The organism is Candidatus Acetatifactor stercoripullorum, assembly GCF_944382095.1.
Classification (GTDB): Bacteria; Bacillota; Clostridia; order Lachnospirales; family Lachnospiraceae; genus Acetatifactor; species Acetatifactor stercoripullorum.
Genome location: NZ_CALWMU010000005.1, coordinates 1 through 17,256 on the forward strand (window position 1 = coordinate 1; position 17,256 = coordinate 17,256).

Here is a 17,256-nt window from a genome sequence, read left to right on the forward strand (position 1 = left end):
AATATCTGAATAAGACCTGAAAAAAGGAATTCAGAAGAGAGTGACAGGATATGAAGTTATTTACCTTTCAAAACTGGACTGTAAGAACTTTTCTTTTCCTTTTCTGTAATCTGTGATATACTACCCTTGAGTATGTGATTTTTCCGGAAAAGAGTCATAAGATGGAGACAAAAATTGTAAAACTGGAATGTGGGGACGGCATTTTGTCCCCGGAGGACAAGGCGGCGCTGAAAGAGGCCGGAGAGGTGTTGAAAAAGGGCGGTCTGGTGGCTTTTCCCACGGAGACGGTATACGGTCTTGGAGGGGATGCGCTGAATAAGGCATCCTCTCAAAAGATATATGCGGCCAAGGGCAGGCCCTCGGACAACCCGTTGATCGTGCATATCTGCAGGTTTGAGGATATTTATCAGATCGCTTCTTGGGTGCCCGGGGAGGCGGAGAGGATTGCAAGGGCTTTCTGGCCGGGGCCTTTGACCATGATACTTCCCAAGTCTGATCTGGTGCCCAGGGAGACCACGGGGGGATTGGATACGGTGGCTGTGCGTATGCCTTCCCATCCGGCGGCCAGAGAGCTGATCGCCTGTGCCGGAGGATTTGTGGCGGCACCCAGCGCCAACACATCGGGAAAGCCAAGTCCTGCTGCGGCGCAGTACGTTGTGGAGGATATGCTGGGGAAAATAGATATGATCGTGGACGGCGGCCAGGTTGGAATCGGTCTGGAATCCACGATAGTCGACCTGACGGTTTCGCCGCCCCAGATACTCCGTCCGGGATACGTGACCAGGGAAATGCTGGAAAAGGTATTGGGAACGGTGGAGGAGGACGCCGTCTTGCTGTCTGGGGACAGCAAAAAGCCTCCAAGAGCGCCCGGGATGAAGTATCGGCATTATGCGCCAAGGGGCGAGCTGACCATTGTGCAGGGGCCTCAGGAAGAGGTGGTGCGCTACATCAATTCCCGGGCGGCCAAAGAGAAGGCAGAGGGAGAGAAGGTAGGAGTGATTGCGACGAAAGAAGCTCTTTCCCTTTACCGGGCAGATGTGGTCAAAAGTGTGGGCAGCAGAAGGGATGAGGAGGAAATTGCCAGACATCTCTACAATATACTGCGGGAATTTGACAGGGAAGCGGTTACTAAAATTTATTCCGAGGGCTTTTCCAGCCGGGGATTTGGACAAGCTATTATGAACCGGCTTTTGAAGGCGGCAGGCTACAGAGTGGTAGAGTTAAAGGAGGATATGGAAAACATATGATCGCACTGGGAAGTGACCATGGTGGGTATGAATTGAAGCAAAAGGTGATTCGATATCTGGAAGAGCATAACATTCCTTATCAGGATATGGGATGCGGCAGCAGTGAAAGCTGCGATTATCCGGTGTTCGGGCATGCGGTGGCAAAGGCGGTGGCCTCCGGGCAGTGCGATAAGGGCATTGTAATCTGCACTACGGGCATCGGCATCAGTATTTCCGCCAATAAGGTGAAGGGGATTCGCTGCGCATTGTGTGCGGACAGTCTCTCAGCAAAGCTTACGCGGCTGCACAATGATGCAAATATGCTTGCCATGGGCGCGGGCATTGTGGGAGAGAACCTTGCGCTGGAAATTGTAGATACATTTTTAAACACACCCTTTTCCGGTGAGGAAAGGCATCGAAGAAGAGTGGAACAGATCGAAAAAATTTAACAAAGGGAAAATAATTACAAAGCCGCTTGCGCGGCAGAATGAGAGGGAAAAATGGGTAACGTAATTATCATGGATCATCCGCTGATTCAGCACAAGATCGGGCTGATTCGCAGAAAGGAAACGGGAACCAAGGATTTCAGGCAGACCATCGGCGAGATTGCCATGCTGATCTGCTATGAAGCCACCAGAAATCTGCAGCTGGATGATGTGGAGATAGAGACTCCCATCTGCAAAACAAAGGTTAAGGCTTTAAAAGGAAAGAAAATGGCCATTGTGCCCATCCTGAGAGCGGGGCTTGGCATGGTGGACGGAATGCTTCAGATGATTCCGGCGGCAAAGGTGGGGCATATCGGTCTTTACAGAGACCCTCAGACCCTTAAGCCGATAGAATATTACTGCAAGCTTCCTGCGGACTGCGCAGAGAGAGAGGTTTTTGTTGTGGACCCCATGCTGGCTACCGGCGGTTCCTCCGTGGCTGCAATTCAGATGCTGAAGGACAGAGGCTGCAGGAATATTCATTTCATGTGTATTATTGCAGCGCCTGAGGGCGTGAAGGCTATGCGGGAGGCCCACCCTGATGTGGATATTTATATCGGAGCCATGGATGAGAAATTGAACGATCACGGCTATATTGTTCCCGGGCTTGGAGATGCCGGCGACAGAATTTTCGGCACAAAATAACAGAGGAAGGCATATGAGCGCAAAAAGAAAAGATTATATTACCTGGGACGAGTATTTTATGGGTGTTGCGCATCTTTCGGGCATGCGCTCAAAGGACCCCAACACCCAGGTAGGCGCCTGTATCGTCAGCAGCGATAACAAAATATTGTCCATGGGCTATAACGGATTTCCGTCTGGCTGCTCGGATGATGATTTTCCCTGGGAGCGGGAGGGGGAGGAGCTGGATACGAAGTATCCTTTTGTGACCCACAGCGAGCTGAACGCCATATTAAATTACAGGGGCGGCTCCCTTGAGGGGACAAAGCTGTACGTATCCTTGTTTCCCTGTAACGAATGCGCAAAGGCTATTATCCAGGCGGGCATAAAGACGGTTGTCTATGACAGTGACAAGTATGAGGGAAGCCCTTCCAACAGGGCGTCCAAGCGGATGTTCGACGCTGCGGGGGTTGCTTATTATCCGTATCATAAATCAGGAAGACAGATTCATATTGAAGTATAGAAAGGCGAGGTTACCAAAGAATTGAAGGGCTTTAGAAGGCTTGCTGCGATCCTGGTAATTGTGCTGCTGGCACAGACCTTTCGCGCCGATGGGGACGGGGCCATGGTGAGCGCGTCCACCACACAGCAGCAGATACAGCAGAAGGAAGAGGAAAAGGAAGCGCTGGAGAATGAACTGAATCAGACCCAGCAGGATCTTGAGGGCTTGCGGGAGGAGCACAGCTCTCTTCAGGGAGAGCTGAACAATCTGAATACACAGCTGTCTGAAGTCAGCCAGAATCTGGAAGAGCTGGAAAGCCAGATTTCAGAGAAGGAGCAGGATATTCTGGAGGCACAGGAGGCGCTTGCACAGGCGCAGGAGAAGGAAGCCTGGCAGTATGACCTTATGGTAACCCGTATCCGCTATACCTATGAGCACAATGAAACGGATATACTCAATGCCATCCTGCGCATGGGAAGCTTTGCGGATATGCTCAATGCGGCCGGCTACTTTGAGAAAATAGCGGCCTATGATCAGGACCTCATGGCGGAATATACCCAGAACCGCCAGCTCATTGAAGAGGAGGAGGCAAGGCTTCAGTCTGACCGGGCCGAGCTTGAGAATCTGAAAACCCAGGCAGAGGCGGAGAAAAGCAAGGTTTCCGGCCTGATCAGCCAGACCTCCAATTCCATTACCCAGTATGCGGATCAGATATCCGACGCAGAAGCAGCGGCGCTGGCCTATGAGGCGGAAATCAAGCAGAGGGAAGAGGACTTGGACTACTTAAGAAAGAAGCTTCAGGAAGAGCTGGCCATGTCACAGGCTGCTGCAAATGCTACCTGGCGGGATATATCGGAGGTAACCTTTGAGGAGGGGGACAGATATCTTCTTGCAAACCTGATCTACTGCGAAGCGGGAGGAGAGCCCTACGAGGGACAGCTTGCGGTGGGAAGCGTGGTGGTAAACAGAGTGCTGAGCGCTCTGTATCCGGATACCATTGTAGGAGTGATCTACCAGAGCGGACAATTTTCTCCGGTAGCCAGCGGACGTCTTGAGCTTGCCCTTGCCTCCAACAAGGCCACCGAGAGCTGCTACCGGGCTGCCGACGAGGCCATGTCCGGTGTGACCAATGTGGGCAACTGTGTGTACTTTCGGACGCCGGTGGAAGGCTTAAGCGGCATTAATATAGGCGGGCATGTGTTTTATTAAGGGCCGGCAGGTGTGATCCAGCTTCGCCGGACATACGGCATAAAAAATGGGACTGTAAGAAATTACAGTCCCAAATCATTGAAAGCGCTCTGCAGACGGTCAAATTTATCCCTGTAAATCAGGGAGAGAAGATAATGAAGCCTTCTTAAGCAGCAGGACATAAGCCCGGGTGTGATCAGACCCTTGTCCAAAGCGTCCGCCAGCTCGTCCAGATCCGCTACCTGCATTTCTCCGCCGGGGTGAAGAATCACATCGGCCAGCAGGTCCGTCACTGTGAGCGTGTTTTTTTCCCGGTCAAATTCATAATCCACGATGTCACAATACCAGTAGAGCAGGGAATTGTCCTCTCTGTAGAATTTGCTGACCTTGACGCCCTTTTTCAGATAATAGCAGGAACAGCCATGGCTGAAGCCTGTCTTGGGCTTTAAGGTGTTCCATTTTGTGACAATTATGTCATCGTCAGCCTTGACGATGACATCGTCCTTTAAAAGCACAATTTCCTGTGGGATAATTCGTTTCCGATAAATTTTTAAAGGTTCCATTTGTCGTATCCTTTCATAGCTGGGAGAAGGGAAGAAAGGGCTTGGGAGGAATCTGTCTGGGGAACAGCTCCTTTTCCATCCACACCATGTCCTGCCATTTTCCTGCCTTGTAGCCGGAGGCGGTAAAATGCGCAGCCATATGATATCCAAAGCTTTCGTGGAAGGCAATGCTTTCCGGGTGGGGGTAGGAGATGCAGGCGCAGAGGTTACAGACATGCTGGGCAAAGAGCAGCCTTTCCAATTCTGTATACAGCGCCCGGCCAACTCCATTTCTTCGGCAGTTTTGCTGTACGTAGATGGAGGTTTCTGCAGACCAGGCGTAAGCAGCCCGGTCCTTGAAGGCGGAGGCATAAGCGTACCCGAGCAGCCTGCCGTCGGCTTCTGCCACCAGATAAGGGTAATTTTCCAAAGTACGGCAGATCCGCTCTTTGAATTCCCCGGGGGAGGGAACCTGGTATTCAAAGGTAATCATAGTGTTTTCCACATAGGGTGCATAAATTTCCAATAACCCGGGAGCATCCTCGGCACAGGCGGTGCGGATATGCAGCATGATATTACTCCTTTTGCGTTTGTCGTAATCTCTTATATTGCTTTGTACAAATCTTACTTCCTGAAAACAGGAAAGTCAACGAGAAACTGATTATTTTTTTAATTCTCATCCCTTTGCTGGACTTTTTCGGAAAAATTGGGTATAATTTACTATAGATTTTGCTTTGGGGGCCCCTATGAAACCAAAAAGGCATTACAATAAAAGCGTATATCGTTCTCTCGCCCTCGTGATGCAGCTGGGATTTGATATGCTGGTTCCCATCTGCCTGATGACGGCCTTTGGGATTTTTCTGGACAGAAAGCTCGGAACCTCATTTCTTGTGATTCTGCTGTTCTTTGCAGGAGCCCTGGCAGGAGCCCAGAATGTGTACCGGCTGGCAAGAAAGATCATGGAGACGGATGAGGATCATGAAAAAAAGGAGCGGGAAAAGAAGGATGAAGATAAATAGAACCCTTGCGGAAATGCTGGCCGGCATTTTTTTCCTGGGGATTGTCTGTCAGATCATAGGAGCCTTTGTGGTTTCAGATCAGCTGTTTTATGCAAAAAGCCTGTGGTTTGGGATACTGCTTGCGGGGACCAGCGCCGTTCATATGTACCGTTCTCTGGACCGGGCGCTGGATTTAGGCAAAGACGCGTCAAAGATAATTTTCCGGGCCTATCTTATCCGGTATGTATTAATCTTTGCGATTCTGCTTATCATTATGACAACGGGGGTGCTGCAGCCTCTGGTGGTCTTTATGGCTTATATGAGTTTGAAGGTAGCGGCCTTTTTACAGCCGGTTACTCATAAATTATGGTGTAAGCTGGAGAGTTTGAAAAAGGGGAGGTGAGAATATGAGATATGGAATTCTGTTGTCCGGCGGCTCTGATATTGACTTTATGATACACGGAGTATTTCAGTATTCCTTTTTTGGGCACCAGGTGTGGATTACCACCACTCATGTGTGCCTTTTGATTGTAATACTTCTTATTCTGGGATTTGCCATTGCGGCAAACCGGGCGATGGCAAAGGCGAAGGAGATTCCCGATGGTTTTCAGAATGTGGTGGAGCTGATTGTGGAAAAGCTGGACGGTGTTGTGGATGGCCCTCTTGGGAAAAGCGCGCCAAAATTTTATAATTATATCGGTACTGTCTTTATTTTTATTCTAATCAGCAATTTCTCGGGTCTGCTGGGTCTAAGACCGCCCACTGCGGATTACGGGGTCACGCTTCCCCTCGCTCTTTTGTCCTTTGTGATCATTCGATACAATCAATTCACATGCCAGTCTCCAAAGGAAATATGGGATGGGCTATGCTACCCGCTGCCCCGCTGGCTGCCCTTGTGGATGCCCATCAATTTGATCGGCATTATCGCCGTGCCGATCTCTTTGTCGCTGCGTCTGTTTGCCAACATTCTTTCCGGCACCGTTATGATGGCGCTGGTTTATGGGCTGCTTGGCTGGATTGCAACTGCCTGGCCGGCGGCGCTGCATGTATATTTTGATCTGTTTTCCGGTTCTATTCAAACCTACGTTTTCTGTATGCTTACAATGACCTATATTGCAGATGCAAGGGGAGAAAGCTGATCATTAAAATGAAACATTTTTAAACATTTTAGGAGGAAAGAAAATGGAATTCAATGAAAACTTTATTTTAGGATGTTCTGCAATCGGTGCAGGCCTTGCGCTTATCGCCGGTATTGGTCCCGGAGTGGGACAGGGTATCGCAGCTGGACACGCTGCTGCCGCTGTGGGCCGCAATCCCGGCGCAAAGTCGGACATCACCTCTACTATGCTTTTGGGACAGGCCGTTGCGGAGACAACAGGTCTGTACGGTCTTTTGGTTGCCATGCTGTTATTGTTTGTAAAGCCCTTACTGCCCTAAAAGCCCCGTGAATAAAGGTCTATTGCTTCAATAGAAGAAAGGAGGCAAACATGGAGAGGCTGTTTGACCTGGACTGGCAGCTTCTGGCGGATTCTTGCCTTTCGATTATTGCGGTCTTTTTTCTGTTTCTGGCATTGAGCTATCTTTTGTTTAATCCCGCCAGAAAAATGCTGAATAACCGTAAGGAAAAGATAAAAGGAGAGCTGGACGAAGCCCAAAGGAGCATGGAGGATGCCGGCAGGCTGAAGGCGGAATACGAGGAAAGGCTGAAAAATATTGACAGGGAGGCGGAGGAAATTTTAAGCTCTGCCCGCAAAAAGGCGCTGGCAAATGAGAGCCAGATTCTTTCCCAGGCAAAGGAGGAGGCTGCCCGCATTCTGGAGAGAGCCCGCATGGAGGCTGAGCTGGAAAAACAGAAAATGGCTGACAATATGAAAAAGGAAATGATTTCCATAGCGTCCCTGATGGCTGGCAAGGTGGTGTCTGCCACTGTTGACACTGCTGTGCAGAACCGTCTTATTGAGGAGACTCTGCAGGAAATAGGTGAGAGCACATGGCAAAGTTAGTTTCAAGAATCTACGCAGAAGCCCTGCTGGAGACGGCGGCTGAGACCGGAAAGGGCCAGGAGATGCTGGAAGAAATCGAAACAGTGAGTGAAATCCTGGAACAGAATCCGGAATTTGACACACTGATGAAGCATCCGGGTATTCCAAAGCAGGAAAAGGCTGCGGTTGTGGAGCGTGTCTTTCGGGGGCGCGTGTGCGATGAGATTACCGGTTTCTTAAAGCTGGTGGTGGAAAAGGAGCGCTATAGTCAGCTGCCTGCAATTTTCCGGCATTTTACAGACCAGATGAAAAAGCTGCAGAAAATAGGCGTGGCGTATGTCACTACAGCCTTTGAGCTGACCAAGACCCAGAAGGAGCAGGTAGAAAAGCGGCTTTTGGAGACCACAGGCTATGTAAAGCTGGAGCTTTATTATGATATTGATCCGCTTTTGATCGGCGGAATGGTGATCCGCATAGATGACAGAGTGGTGGACAGCAGCGTCCGCACAAAGCTGGATCACTTGACAAAACAATTATTAAATATCCAACTGGGTTAAGCCGTTGGAAGAAAGGTGAGACATCTCCATGAATTTAAAACCGGAAGAGATAAGTTCTGTGATTAAGGAACAGATTATGAGATATGCGGCAGATCTGGAAGTGTCCGATGTAGGGACAGTCATTCAGGTTGCCGACGGTATTGCCCGGGTACATGGGCTGGAAAAGGCCATGCAGGGCGAGCTGCTTGCATTTTCTGGCGATGTATACGGTATGGTGCTCAACCTGGAAGAGGACAATGTGGGCGTAGTGCTTCTTGGAAACGCTGAAAATGTCAATGAAGGAGATACCGTGAAAACCACGGGACGGGTGGTGGAGGTTCCGGTGGGCGACGCTCTTTTAGGACGCGTTGTGAATGCGCTGGGACAGCCAGTGGACGGACGGGGCCCTGTGCTTTCCAACCAGTTCCGGAGAATTGAGAGGGTGGCAAGCGGCGTTATTACCAGAAAAAGCGTAGACACACCGCTGCAGACGGGGATCAAGGCCATTGACTCCATGGTGCCCATCGGACGGGGGCAGAGAGAGCTGATTATCGGAGACCGCCAGACGGGAAAGACTGCCATAGCCATTGATACCATAATCAATCAAAAGGGACAGAACGTAAAATGTATTTATGTAGCCATAGGGCAGAAGGCCTCCACTGTGGCAAACATTGTAAAAACACTGGAGGAGCACGGAGCCATGACCTATACCACTGTGGTGATATCCACAGCCAGTGAGCCGGCTCCCATGCAGTACATTGCGCCCTATTCGGGCTGCGCCATTGGTGAGGAATGGATGGAGAAGGGGGAGGACGTGCTGGTGGTTTATGACGATTTAAGCAAGCACGCCGCCGCCTACCGCACCCTTTCTCTGCTGCTGCGCCGTCCCCCCGGACGCGAAGCATATCCCGGCGATGTGTTCTATCTTCACTCAAGACTTTTGGAGCGCGCCGCCAGAATGAGCGAGGAATACGGAGGAGGCTCTCTTACGGCCCTTCCCATTATAGAGACCCAGGCAGGGGATGTGTCTGCCTATATTCCCACCAACGTGATTTCCATTACCGACGGACAAATTTATCTGGAGACGGAAATGTTTAACTCCGGTTTCCGCCCTGCGGTAAATGCCGGACTTTCTGTTTCCCGGGTGGGAGGAGCGGCCCAGATCAAGGCGATGAAAAAGATAGCCGCTCCCATTCGTACAGAGCTTGCCCAGTACCGTGAGCTGGCTGCTTTTTCCCAATTTGGCTCCGAGCTGGATGCGGACACCAGAGAAAAGCTGGCTCAGGGCGAAAGAATCAAGGAGGTATTAAAGCAGCCTCAGTATCAGCCCATGCCGGTGGAATATCAGGTTATCATTATCTATGCGGTGACACGGAAGCATCTTCTCGATGTGCCTGTGGAGGAGATTACAGCTTTTGAGCAGGGATTGTTTGAATTTTTGGACACCAGATATCCGGAGGTGCCGGGGAAAATCAGAGAGGAAAAAGAGATTTCGCAGGAGACGGAGACGCTGCTGGAGAAGGCTATCCGTGAATTTAAGACTTCCAGATAATCTGCAGGATCTAAATTTGTATTGGAAAGAGAGGATAGAATATGGCATCCATGCGAGATATCAAGCGCCGTAAAAGCAGTATCCAGGGAACCCAGCAGATTACAAAGGCCATGAAGCTGGTATCTACCGTGAAGCTGCAGCGCGCCAGGGCAGAAGCGGAGAGCTCCAAAGCCTATTTTGACTGTATGTACGAGACGGTGAATCACATCCTCTCTCGTGTGGGGAATTTGGAGCACAGATATTTAACTCCGGGGAAGGCCCGGAAAAAGGCTGTGATTGTCATTACCTCCAACAGGGGACTGGCGGGCGGCTACAACTCCAGTGTGGTAAAACTGGTGACCCAAAACAGTGAATGGACGCCGGAAGACCTCAAAATTTACGCCATTGGAAATAAGGGCCGCGATGCGCTGCAAAGAGGCGGCTACCATGTGGAGGCGCTGGATTCCAGGATCATGGAGGAACCTGCCTATGGGGATGCCATGAAGCTGGCGGGGAGGCTTTTGGAGGAATTTTCCAAAGAGGAGATCGGCGAAATCTATCTTGCATACACTTCTTTCAAGAATACCGTGAGCCATGAGCCCGTTTTGCGCAGGCTTTTACCGGTGGAGCGAAATCTGGACGCAAGAAACCGGGTAGAAAGCAAGGACCCGCTTATGAATTTTGAACCCCGGGAGTCACAGGCACTTGATCTGATTATTCCAAAGTATGTTACAAGCCTGATCTATGGCGCCCTGGTGGAGGCTGCAGCCAGCGAAAACGGCGCAAGAATGCAGGCTATGGACAACGCTACAAACAATGCAGAGGATATGATAAACGATCTGGCAATCAAGTACAACAGAGCGCGCCAGGGTTCCATTACCCAGGAGCTCACAGAGATTATCGGGGGCGCGGAAGCCCTTCAAATATGATGGAAGCGACGTCCGTCAAGGCGGACAGGGAGGTATAGAAATGGCAGGAGAGAATATAGGAAAGATTACCCAGGTCATCGGAGCAGTTTTGGACATCCGGTTTGACCAGGGAAGGCTGCCTAAAATAAATGAAGCAATTCGGATTCCTACCAGGGATGGCGGTGAGCTGACGGTGGAAGTGTCCCAGCATTTGGGCGACGACACAGTCAGATGTATTGCCATGGGGTCCACCGACGGGCTGGTCAGAGGCATGGAGGCGGCTGCCACAGGCGCTCCTATTTCTGTTCCCGTAGGGGAAAAAACATTGGGCCGTATTTTCAATGTGCTTGGACAGCCGATAGATAATCTGCCGGCTCCGGAGGGAGTGGATTATGAGCCCATTCACAAGCCGGCTCCGGATTTTGAAGAGCAGTCCACGGACACGGAGCTTTTGGAGACAGGAATCAAGGTGGTTGATCTGCTCTGCCCGTATCAGAAGGGTGGAAAAATCGGCCTGTTCGGTGGCGCAGGCGTGGGGAAAACGGTATTGATTCAGGAGCTTATCCGCAACATTGCCACAGAGCACGGCGGCTATTCCGTGTTTACCGGCGTGGGGGAGCGCACCAGAGAGGGAAATGATCTTTATCATGAGATGAAGGAGTCCGGGGTCATTGATAAGACCACCATGGTGTTCGGACAGATGAATGAGCCTCCTGGAGCAAGAATGCGGGTGGGCCTGACAGGCTTGACCATGGCGGAGTATTTTCGGGATAAGGGCGGAAAGGACGTACTTTTATTTATTGATAATATATTCCGTTTTACACAGGCGGGAAGCGAGGTGTCTGCCCTGCTGGGACGTATGCCCTCCGCAGTGGGCTATCAGCCCACTCTGCAGACGGAGATGGGCGCCCTGCAGGAGAGAATCACTTCCACAAAGAAGGGCTCTATCACCTCAGTGCAGGCAGTGTATGTGCCTGCGGATGATCTGACGGACCCGGCGCCTGCCACCACCTTTGCCCATCTGGACGCCACCACTGTTTTGTCCCGTTCTATTGTGGAGCTGGGAATTTATCCGGCGGTAGACCCTCTGGAATCCTCCTCCCGCATTCTGGACCCAAGGATTGTAGGTGAGGAGCATTACAAAACGGCCCGTGGGGTGCAGGAGATATTGCAGCGGTATAAGGAGCTGCAGGATATCATTGCCATACTGGGAATGGACGAGCTCTCAGAGTCGGATAAGCTTTTGGTTTCCAGGGCCAGAAAGGTACAGAGGTTTTTATCCCAGCCCTTCTTTGTGGCAGGACAGTTTACCGGCCTGGAAGGAAAATATGTGCCGGTGAGCGAGACCATCCGGGGCTTTCAGGAGATTCTGGAGGGCAGACATGATGATATTCCGGAAAGCTATTTCCTGAACGTGGGAGGAATCGACGACGTGGTGGCAAAGCTGAAATAGCGCGGAAGGAGAGGCAGCATTATGACAGTGGACAAAAGCTTTCACCTGCGCATTATCACGCCCGACCGGGTGTTTTATGAGGGCGAGGCAAATATGGTGGAATTCAATACCACAGAGGGGCAGATAGGAGTGCTGCCCGGGCACATTCCGCTGACTGTGATTATAAAGCCGGGGATATTGTACATTTATGAACCGGAGGGAGAAAAGCGTGCCGCCCTTCATGCGGGCTTTGTGGAAATTCTTCCCGATCAGGTGACTATTTTGGCGGAAATCATTGAGTGGCCGGAGGAGATTGACGCCGAGCGGGCGGCTGCCGCGCTGCAGAGGGCCCAAAAGCGTCTGGAAAGCCCTACGCCGGAAACGGATATAGCGAGGGCGGAGACGGCGCTGTATCGGGCTATGGCCCGCATCCAGGCGCTGAAATAGAGATTTCCATCCCCTAAACATCGTAACAGGAAGGGTTTTTCTGCATATGCTATGAAAAAGAGATAAGAGGCACTGGGTATGGATATTGAGCAGAGAATGAAAAAGCCCCTTCCCTTTTACATGACGCATCCCGGTTATTTTGGCCCTGGGAAGGAAAATACCGTACTGCGGGACCTGGAATATCTGCAGCAGACCTATCCCCTTGAAGTAAGAAAATACCAGCGCAGGGTAGCGGAAATATTGGACAAAATGGATTATGAGGGAAGTATGATATACGACGAGTATCCTGACCGGTACAGTCTGCTTCATATGACAAAAACCATTCTGAAGATATTGCAGAATGAAGAAATGGAAGCAATGGAGGAATCCGATTCATCCGGCGAGAAATGGCACTGGATGGAGAACATGATACAAGTGCTTTTGTGCAATGAGATTTATAAGCGCCGGCATGGCGGAAAAAGAGGATTTTTTGCTTTTTAGGGGAACCGAAAATTTTAGTTGTGATTTTAAGGCAAAGTTATTACAATATAGTCATGGCATGGCCGGACTATGTTGTAGTAACTTTTTTGCGCGACTAAATGCGAATGCAGGCCCGAAAGGGATTGCATCTGCTAAGAAGGAAAGAAGAATGGAAGAATTAGAACAGCTGCTGGATCAGACACTGAACCAGGATTTGATACAGATCATTTTAAGCAATTCCCGGGATGCAAAGCAGGCGATGAAGAGTAAGGTCCGCCCGGTGCTTTTGAAGGGGGCCCTGCTGTTTCAGGAAACCCTGTACCGGGGAAATCAGGTGTTTCATACCAATTATACAAAGGAAGAGATGAAGGCAAAAATTCTGAAGGATATGAGCGGGCTGTTTGGCCAGGCCCAGCTTAAGAGCGTCTCTTTGGAGGCCTCTGTCCTTGTGAGCAAAAAGGGAAAGGTGACGGTGAAAAAAAGGCGGCTGTCCCAACAGGAGGGACAAAAGACAGGGAATGCCCCCTTATCCCGGGATTTGTCCCATGACCGCAGTAAGCGCTATATTCTGCAGGAGGGAATTCCTGTGGATTTTCTGGTGGGACTTGGCGTGCAGACTCCAGAAGGGAAAATTGTCCGGGCAAAGTACGATAAGTTCCGCCAGATCAACCGATATCTGGAATTTATCGAGGATGTATTGGACGCCCTTCCAAAGGATCGCTGCATTCGAATTATAGATTTTGGATGTGGAAAATCCTACCTGACCTTTGCCATGTACTATTATCTTCACCAGCTGAAAAAAAGAGAGATTCAGGTAACGGGGCTGGATTTGAAGGAAGAGGTCATTGAACGCTGCAGCCTGCTTGCAAAGTCTCTGCACTATGACGGACTGCAGTTTGAAAAGGGAGATATCAGCACCTACCAGGGGGAGCAGAAGGCTGACATGGTGGTTTCTCTCCATGCCTGTGATACGGCTACGGATTATGCCCTGGAAAAGGCTGTGAAATGGGGAGCGGAGGTGATTATGGCGGTTCCCTGCTGCCAGCATGAGGTCAACGGGCAGATCTATTGTGACGTTCTGGAGCCTGTGCTGAAATATGGGGTAATCAAGGAGAGAATGTCTGCGTTAATCACCGATGCCTTGCGGGCGGATTTCCTGGAGCAGAAGGGGTATTATACACAGATTCTTGAGTTTATTGACATGGAGCATACGCCGAAGAATCTTCTGATACGCGCCGTGAAAACAAAGAAAATGCAGCCTGGGAAGGGAAAAGGGACTGTTTCTGGAGACACGAAGCTTCAGAACATCATGGAATTTCTGCATATAGAGCCTGCGCTGCAGAAGCTTTTGAAGGAATAGGAAGTAGAGCATGAAGAAAACCATAATAAAATTATCTGTCTTTCTGGCAGTATTTATTGTGTCCCTGATTGCAGCGGGCAGAATTATGAATCAAGGACATGATAATCTCACCATGGAGCTTGCAGAGGCAACCTATCCTATTGTCACCATGGAGAGAAATGGAATTGCATATAATCAGCTCCATGGGTATAGGGAGGCCATGGAGACAGCCTTCCAAAGGGACACGGTGACGGTTTTGAATGAAAGCCGCAGCACCGATTTTACTGTGGATACCTATGGACGCAATATTACAGGAATTTCCATAGAGGTCAGGAGCACGGACGGCAAGCGTCTCATAGAGGATACGCCTGTGACAGATTATCAGACAGACGGGGAGCGGATTTATGGGACCATTTCCCTGAAGGATTTGATTGAGAAGGACACGGAATATTCTCTGGCTGTGGTGCTTGAGGTGGATAAGGACACGCAACTGCGGTACTATACGCGGGCCGTATGGAGCGACAGCTCTTATGTGGATGAAAAGCTTGCCTTTGTAACGGACTTTCATGAGCGCCTGTACGATAGAACGGCTGCGGAGGAGCTGACTAAGTATCTTGAAACAGATTCCTCCTTAGAGGACAACAGCTCCTTTCACAAGGTAAATATACACAGCAGCTTCAGGCAGATCACATGGGGAGACCTGCCGGTGGAAGAGGTGGGAGAGCCTGTGGTATCCTTAAAGGAGATTGCAAGCCAGACCGCTTCCATACTTATCAATTATATGGTCTGTACTTCTGGGGAAGAGGAAACGGTGTATTACCAGGTGGAAGAATACTATCGGGTGCGCTACACCACAGACAGAATGTATCTTCTGGACTATGAGAGAACCATGACCCAGATACCGGATGTACAGAATATGTATGCAAACAACAAGATACTGCTGGGAATTACAGATGAAAATGTGCCCATGGTGGAGAGCGGGGACGGAAATGTAGTTGTATTTTTGGCAGCAAACCAGCTTTTCAGCTATAATGTGACCAACAACAAGCTCACGGTGATTTTCAGCTTTTATGATGAGCACAATAGGGATGCCAGGACGCTGTATGGAGAGCATTCCATTAAAATACTGGACGTGGATGAAGGGGGGAACGCCGCCTTTGCAGTGTACGGCTATATGAATCGGGGACGGCATGAGGGACAGGTCGGAATCCAGATTTATAATTATGACAATTCCCTGAATACCATTGAGGAATTGATTTATATGCCTTATCAAAATTCATATGCTGTGCTTGCGGCGGAGATGGAGCGGCTTTTGTATTTAAGCCGGGATCAGAAGCTGTATCTTTCCCTGGACAATATCGTGTATGAAATTAATCTGGAGGAAAAAACCTATTCCCAGCTGGTGCACATCTCCCAGGATGACAGTATGCAGGTCTCCGAGAATCATAAAATCATCGTGTGGATGGAGGGAGAGGATTTCTATCACGGAAGCAGGCTGTATATCAAAAACCTGGGAAACGGTACTGAGAGTGAAATTGCCGCAGAGGCGGGGGACGCCATCCTTCCCCTTGGGTTTATGGGAGAAGATGTGATTTATGGAATCGCGCGAAGGGAGGATGTGACGGAGGAGAGCTCCGGAAGTGTCTTTTTCCCTATGTACTGTGTGCGGATTTGTAATTCCCAGGGCGAGCTTTTGATGGAATATGCCCAGGACAATATTTATGTGACCGGATGTGTGGTGCGGGACAACCAGATCACGCTGGACAGAGTGACCAGGCTGGAAAATGGAGCCTACGAGACGGCCGCCCAGGATCAGATCATGAATAATGTAGAAACAGAACAGGGAAAAAACGTGGTGGTTGCGGCGGATATCGACATCTATGAAAGATATGTGCAGATACAGACCAGAAATACCATCGACAGCAGTACGATCCAGATACTGACGCCCAAAGAGATGGTATTTGAAGGGGGACGGGAGCTTGCACTGCCCTCCGAACAGGAAACTGCCAGATATTATGTTTATGGACCTTACGGAGTGGAAGGCATTTACAGTCTTCCCTCCAGAGCCGTGAGCCTGGCCTATGATATGGCGGGCGTTGTGGTGGACAACAGCGGAAGCACTGTTTGGTTTCGGGGAAACCGTGTGACGAGAAACCAGATCATGGCCATTACAGAGGAAAGTGTCACAGAGGAAAGGGGAAGTCTGGCGGTATGTCTGGACACTATGCTGGAATATGAGGGCATTATCCGAAACGCCGAGTATCTGCTGAGCCAGGGACAGACGGCGCTGGACATTCTGCAGGAAAACCTGCCGGATGCCCAGATTCTGGATTTGACAGGCTGCAGTCTGGATGCGGTGCTCTATTATGTAAATCAGGATATCCCCGTACTGGCCATGCTGGAAAATGGGGAGGCGGTTCTGATCACCGGATTTAATGAGTATAATGTAGTGATCATGGAACCGTCCACCGGACGGCTTTACCAAAATGGAATGAACGACACCACACAGTGGCTTAGTGAAAACGGAAACCGCTTTATCACTTATATGAGAGTGGAGTAGGAAACAGATATTTCCGGTAGCGCTTCAGGATGCTGTATAAAAGCATTCCAAGAACGCCGCAGGAAATCACTTCTCCGATGCCTACGGTGAGCATGAAATAAGGGATGGAGCCTTCAAAACGGTACACATAGGCAAGCACAAAGGGAACGATCAGAACGTTTGCCAGAATGGGGGGCAGCACTGCCGGCCACTTTACTCTGAGGCCTCGAAGCAGATAGGTTCCAAAGGCGCCAATCAATGTGGCGGTGCTTCCCAGCACAATATCCCAGGGCAGGCATCCAGTCATAAAATTGGCCAGGATACAGCCTGCAAACAGGCCTGGTATGGCGGCTGGCGTAAAAAGGGGAAGAATGGTCAGGGCTTCTGAAAAGCGGACCTGAATGGCGTAATTTGCCAATCCCAGAGCGTTGGCTGCCAGAGTGAGCACAACGTAAAGAGCAGCGATAACCGCTGCGTGGACGATAAATAATACCTTTTTGTTCATTTGTTTTCTCCTTTAG

At 50.1% G+C, this 17,256-nt stretch carries 21 protein-coding genes; 18 read left to right on the forward strand and 3 right to left on the reverse strand.

Annotation, left to right across the window (positions count from 1 at the left end; genetic code table 11):
• Positions 1 to 161: 161 nt before the first annotated feature.
• Genes SHK35_RS02340 through SHK35_RS02360 form a run of 5 tightly spaced genes read left to right on the forward strand, consistent with a single transcriptional unit; the run spans position 162 to position 4,043 of the window.
• The gene (locus SHK35_RS02340) at positions 162 to 1,247 is read left to right on the forward strand and encodes an L-threonylcarbamoyladenylate synthase (protein ID WP_318708387.1); all 1,086 of its coding nucleotides are present in this window, start codon (positions 162 to 164) and stop codon (positions 1,245 to 1,247) included.
• Positions 1,244 to 1,675: a ribose 5-phosphate isomerase B gene (rpiB, locus tag SHK35_RS02345; RefSeq protein WP_318708388.1), complete on the forward strand. Its 432-nt coding sequence runs from the start codon at positions 1,244 to 1,246 to the stop codon at positions 1,673 to 1,675. The genes SHK35_RS02340 and rpiB overlap by 4 nt, the downstream gene beginning before the upstream one ends.
• Before the next feature lie 51 nt (positions 1,676 to 1,726).
• Positions 1,727 to 2,356 carry a uracil phosphoribosyltransferase gene (upp, locus tag SHK35_RS02350; protein ID WP_318708389.1) on the forward strand — a complete coding sequence of 210 codons (630 nt, stop codon included), beginning with the start codon at positions 1,727 to 1,729 and terminating at the stop codon, positions 2,354 to 2,356.
• A 13-nt stretch (positions 2,357 to 2,369) separates the two neighbouring features.
• Complete coding sequence (locus SHK35_RS02355; protein WP_318703568.1) at positions 2,370 to 2,855, forward strand: deoxycytidylate deaminase; 486 nt, start codon at positions 2,370 to 2,372, stop codon at positions 2,853 to 2,855.
• A gap of 21 nt (positions 2,856 to 2,876) precedes the next feature.
• On the forward strand, positions 2,877 to 4,043 hold the full coding sequence (locus tag SHK35_RS02360; protein WP_318708390.1) for a cell wall hydrolase: 1,167 nt from the start codon (positions 2,877 to 2,879) through the stop codon (positions 4,041 to 4,043).
• A 62-nt stretch (positions 4,044 to 4,105) separates the two neighbouring features.
• On the opposite strand, the gene SHK35_RS02365 is transcribed toward SHK35_RS02360, so the two are convergent.
• Positions 4,106 to 4,585: a DUF402 domain-containing protein gene (locus SHK35_RS02365; protein ID WP_318708391.1), complete on the reverse strand. Its 480-nt coding sequence runs from the start codon at positions 4,583 to 4,585 to the stop codon at positions 4,106 to 4,108.
• 13 nt (positions 4,586 to 4,598) lie between these two features.
• Positions 4,599 to 5,135, reverse strand: a complete 537-nt coding sequence (locus SHK35_RS02370; protein WP_318708392.1) for a GNAT family N-acetyltransferase — start codon at positions 5,133 to 5,135, stop codon at positions 4,599 to 4,601.
• A 175-nt stretch (positions 5,136 to 5,310) separates the two neighbouring features.
• Here SHK35_RS02370 and SHK35_RS02375 point away from each other — a divergent pair, with 175 nt between their 5' ends.
• The 13 genes from SHK35_RS02375 (at position 5,311) to SHK35_RS02435 (ending at position 16,756) form a co-directional block, all read left to right on the forward strand.
• The gene (locus SHK35_RS02375; protein WP_318708393.1) at positions 5,311 to 5,583 is read left to right on the forward strand and encodes an AtpZ/AtpI family protein; all 273 of its coding nucleotides are present in this window, start codon (positions 5,311 to 5,313) and stop codon (positions 5,581 to 5,583) included.
• The gene (locus SHK35_RS02380; RefSeq protein ID WP_318708394.1) at positions 5,570 to 5,965 is read left to right on the forward strand and encodes a hypothetical protein; all 396 of its coding nucleotides are present in this window, start codon (positions 5,570 to 5,572) and stop codon (positions 5,963 to 5,965) included. Before SHK35_RS02375 ends, SHK35_RS02380 begins: the two co-directional genes overlap by 14 nt.
• Before the next feature lie 4 nt (positions 5,966 to 5,969).
• Positions 5,970 to 6,701 (forward strand): F0F1 ATP synthase subunit A, encoded by a 732-nt coding sequence (gene atpB / locus SHK35_RS02385; RefSeq protein WP_318703580.1) that lies wholly within the window; start codon positions 5,970 to 5,972, stop codon positions 6,699 to 6,701.
• 43 nt (positions 6,702 to 6,744) lie between these two features.
• Complete coding sequence (atpE, locus tag SHK35_RS02390; protein WP_318684507.1) at positions 6,745 to 6,999, forward strand: ATP synthase F0 subunit C; 255 nt, start codon at positions 6,745 to 6,747, stop codon at positions 6,997 to 6,999.
• A gap of 50 nt (positions 7,000 to 7,049) precedes the next feature.
• Complete coding sequence (gene atpF / locus SHK35_RS02395; RefSeq protein ID WP_318703582.1) at positions 7,050 to 7,565, forward strand: F0F1 ATP synthase subunit B; 516 nt, start codon at positions 7,050 to 7,052, stop codon at positions 7,563 to 7,565.
• The gene (gene atpH / locus SHK35_RS02400) at positions 7,553 to 8,101 is read left to right on the forward strand and encodes an ATP synthase F1 subunit delta (protein WP_318708395.1); all 549 of its coding nucleotides are present in this window, start codon (positions 7,553 to 7,555) and stop codon (positions 8,099 to 8,101) included. Before atpF ends, atpH begins: the two co-directional genes overlap by 13 nt.
• 28 nt (positions 8,102 to 8,129) lie before the next feature.
• Complete coding sequence (gene atpA, locus SHK35_RS02405; protein ID WP_318703585.1) at positions 8,130 to 9,632, forward strand: F0F1 ATP synthase subunit alpha; 1,503 nt, start codon at positions 8,130 to 8,132, stop codon at positions 9,630 to 9,632.
• A gap of 41 nt (positions 9,633 to 9,673) precedes the next feature.
• Positions 9,674 to 10,540, forward strand: coding sequence for an ATP synthase F1 subunit gamma (atpG, locus tag SHK35_RS02410; RefSeq protein ID WP_318708396.1), 867 nt, complete (start codon positions 9,674 to 9,676; stop codon positions 10,538 to 10,540).
• Positions 10,541 to 10,580: 40 nt separating this feature from the next.
• Entirely contained in the window at positions 10,581 to 11,972 is a 1,392-nt protein-coding gene (gene atpD / locus SHK35_RS02415; protein ID WP_318703588.1) for a F0F1 ATP synthase subunit beta, read from the forward strand.
• A gap of 21 nt (positions 11,973 to 11,993) precedes the next feature.
• Positions 11,994 to 12,398 carry an ATP synthase F1 subunit epsilon gene (gene atpC / locus SHK35_RS02420; RefSeq protein ID WP_318708397.1) on the forward strand — a complete coding sequence of 135 codons (405 nt, stop codon included), beginning with the start codon at positions 11,994 to 11,996 and terminating at the stop codon, positions 12,396 to 12,398.
• Positions 12,399 to 12,476: 78 nt separating this feature from the next.
• Positions 12,477 to 12,878 (forward strand): hypothetical protein, encoded by a 402-nt coding sequence (locus SHK35_RS02425; RefSeq protein ID WP_318703592.1) that lies wholly within the window; start codon positions 12,477 to 12,479, stop codon positions 12,876 to 12,878.
• A 148-nt stretch (positions 12,879 to 13,026) separates the two neighbouring features.
• Positions 13,027 to 14,217 carry a class I SAM-dependent methyltransferase gene (locus tag SHK35_RS02430; RefSeq protein ID WP_318708398.1) on the forward strand — a complete coding sequence of 397 codons (1,191 nt, stop codon included), beginning with the start codon at positions 13,027 to 13,029 and terminating at the stop codon, positions 14,215 to 14,217.
• Between the two features lie 10 nt (positions 14,218 to 14,227).
• Complete coding sequence (locus SHK35_RS02435; protein WP_318708399.1) at positions 14,228 to 16,756, forward strand: hypothetical protein; 2,529 nt, start codon at positions 14,228 to 14,230, stop codon at positions 16,754 to 16,756.
• Here SHK35_RS02435 and SHK35_RS02440 read toward each other — a convergent pair.
• Positions 16,734 to 17,240, reverse strand: coding sequence for a QueT transporter family protein (locus SHK35_RS02440; protein WP_318708400.1), 507 nt, complete (start codon positions 17,238 to 17,240; stop codon positions 16,734 to 16,736). The genes SHK35_RS02435 and SHK35_RS02440 overlap by 23 nt on opposite strands.
• Between the last annotated feature and the right edge of the window lie 16 nt (positions 17,241 to 17,256).

What these genes read in the sequence shown, in the direction of transcription:
- SHK35_RS02340 (WP_318708387.1), top strand. Translation starts at nt 162, where the DNA reads ATGGAGACAAAAATTGTAAAACTGGAATGTGGGGACGGCATTTTGTCC.
- rpiB (WP_318708388.1), top strand. Translation starts at nt 1,244, where the DNA reads ATGATCGCACTGGGAAGTGACCATGGTGGGTATGAATTGAAGCAAAAG.
- upp (WP_318708389.1), top strand. Translation starts at nt 1,727, where the DNA reads ATGGGTAACGTAATTATCATGGATCATCCGCTGATTCAGCACAAGATC.
- SHK35_RS02355 (WP_318703568.1), top strand. Translation starts at nt 2,370, where the DNA reads ATGAGCGCAAAAAGAAAAGATTATATTACCTGGGACGAGTATTTTATG.
- SHK35_RS02365 (WP_318708391.1), bottom strand. Translation starts at nt 4,585, where the DNA reads ATGGAACCTTTAAAAATTTATCGGAAACGAATTATCCCACAGGAAATT.
- SHK35_RS02370 (WP_318708392.1), bottom strand. Translation starts at nt 5,135, where the DNA reads ATGCTGCATATCCGCACCGCCTGTGCCGAGGATGCTCCCGGGTTATTG.
- SHK35_RS02375 (WP_318708393.1), top strand. Translation starts at nt 5,311, where the DNA reads ATGAAACCAAAAAGGCATTACAATAAAAGCGTATATCGTTCTCTCGCC.
- SHK35_RS02380 (WP_318708394.1), top strand. Translation starts at nt 5,570, where the DNA reads ATGAAGATAAATAGAACCCTTGCGGAAATGCTGGCCGGCATTTTTTTC.
- atpB (WP_318703580.1), top strand. Translation starts at nt 5,970, where the DNA reads ATGAGATATGGAATTCTGTTGTCCGGCGGCTCTGATATTGACTTTATG.
- atpE (WP_318684507.1), top strand. Translation starts at nt 6,745, where the DNA reads ATGGAATTCAATGAAAACTTTATTTTAGGATGTTCTGCAATCGGTGCA.
- atpF (WP_318703582.1), top strand. Translation starts at nt 7,050, where the DNA reads ATGGAGAGGCTGTTTGACCTGGACTGGCAGCTTCTGGCGGATTCTTGC.
- atpH (WP_318708395.1), top strand. Translation starts at nt 7,553, where the DNA reads ATGGCAAAGTTAGTTTCAAGAATCTACGCAGAAGCCCTGCTGGAGACG.
- atpA (WP_318703585.1), top strand. Translation starts at nt 8,130, where the DNA reads ATGAATTTAAAACCGGAAGAGATAAGTTCTGTGATTAAGGAACAGATT.
- atpG (WP_318708396.1), top strand. Translation starts at nt 9,674, where the DNA reads ATGGCATCCATGCGAGATATCAAGCGCCGTAAAAGCAGTATCCAGGGA.
- atpD (WP_318703588.1), top strand. Translation starts at nt 10,581, where the DNA reads ATGGCAGGAGAGAATATAGGAAAGATTACCCAGGTCATCGGAGCAGTT.
- atpC (WP_318708397.1), top strand. Translation starts at nt 11,994, where the DNA reads ATGACAGTGGACAAAAGCTTTCACCTGCGCATTATCACGCCCGACCGG.
- SHK35_RS02425 (WP_318703592.1), top strand. Translation starts at nt 12,477, where the DNA reads ATGGATATTGAGCAGAGAATGAAAAAGCCCCTTCCCTTTTACATGACG.
- SHK35_RS02430 (WP_318708398.1), top strand. Translation starts at nt 13,027, where the DNA reads ATGGAAGAATTAGAACAGCTGCTGGATCAGACACTGAACCAGGATTTG.
- SHK35_RS02435 (WP_318708399.1), top strand. Translation starts at nt 14,228, where the DNA reads ATGAAGAAAACCATAATAAAATTATCTGTCTTTCTGGCAGTATTTATT.
- SHK35_RS02440 (WP_318708400.1), bottom strand. Translation starts at nt 17,240, where the DNA reads ATGAACAAAAAGGTATTATTTATCGTCCACGCAGCGGTTATCGCTGCT.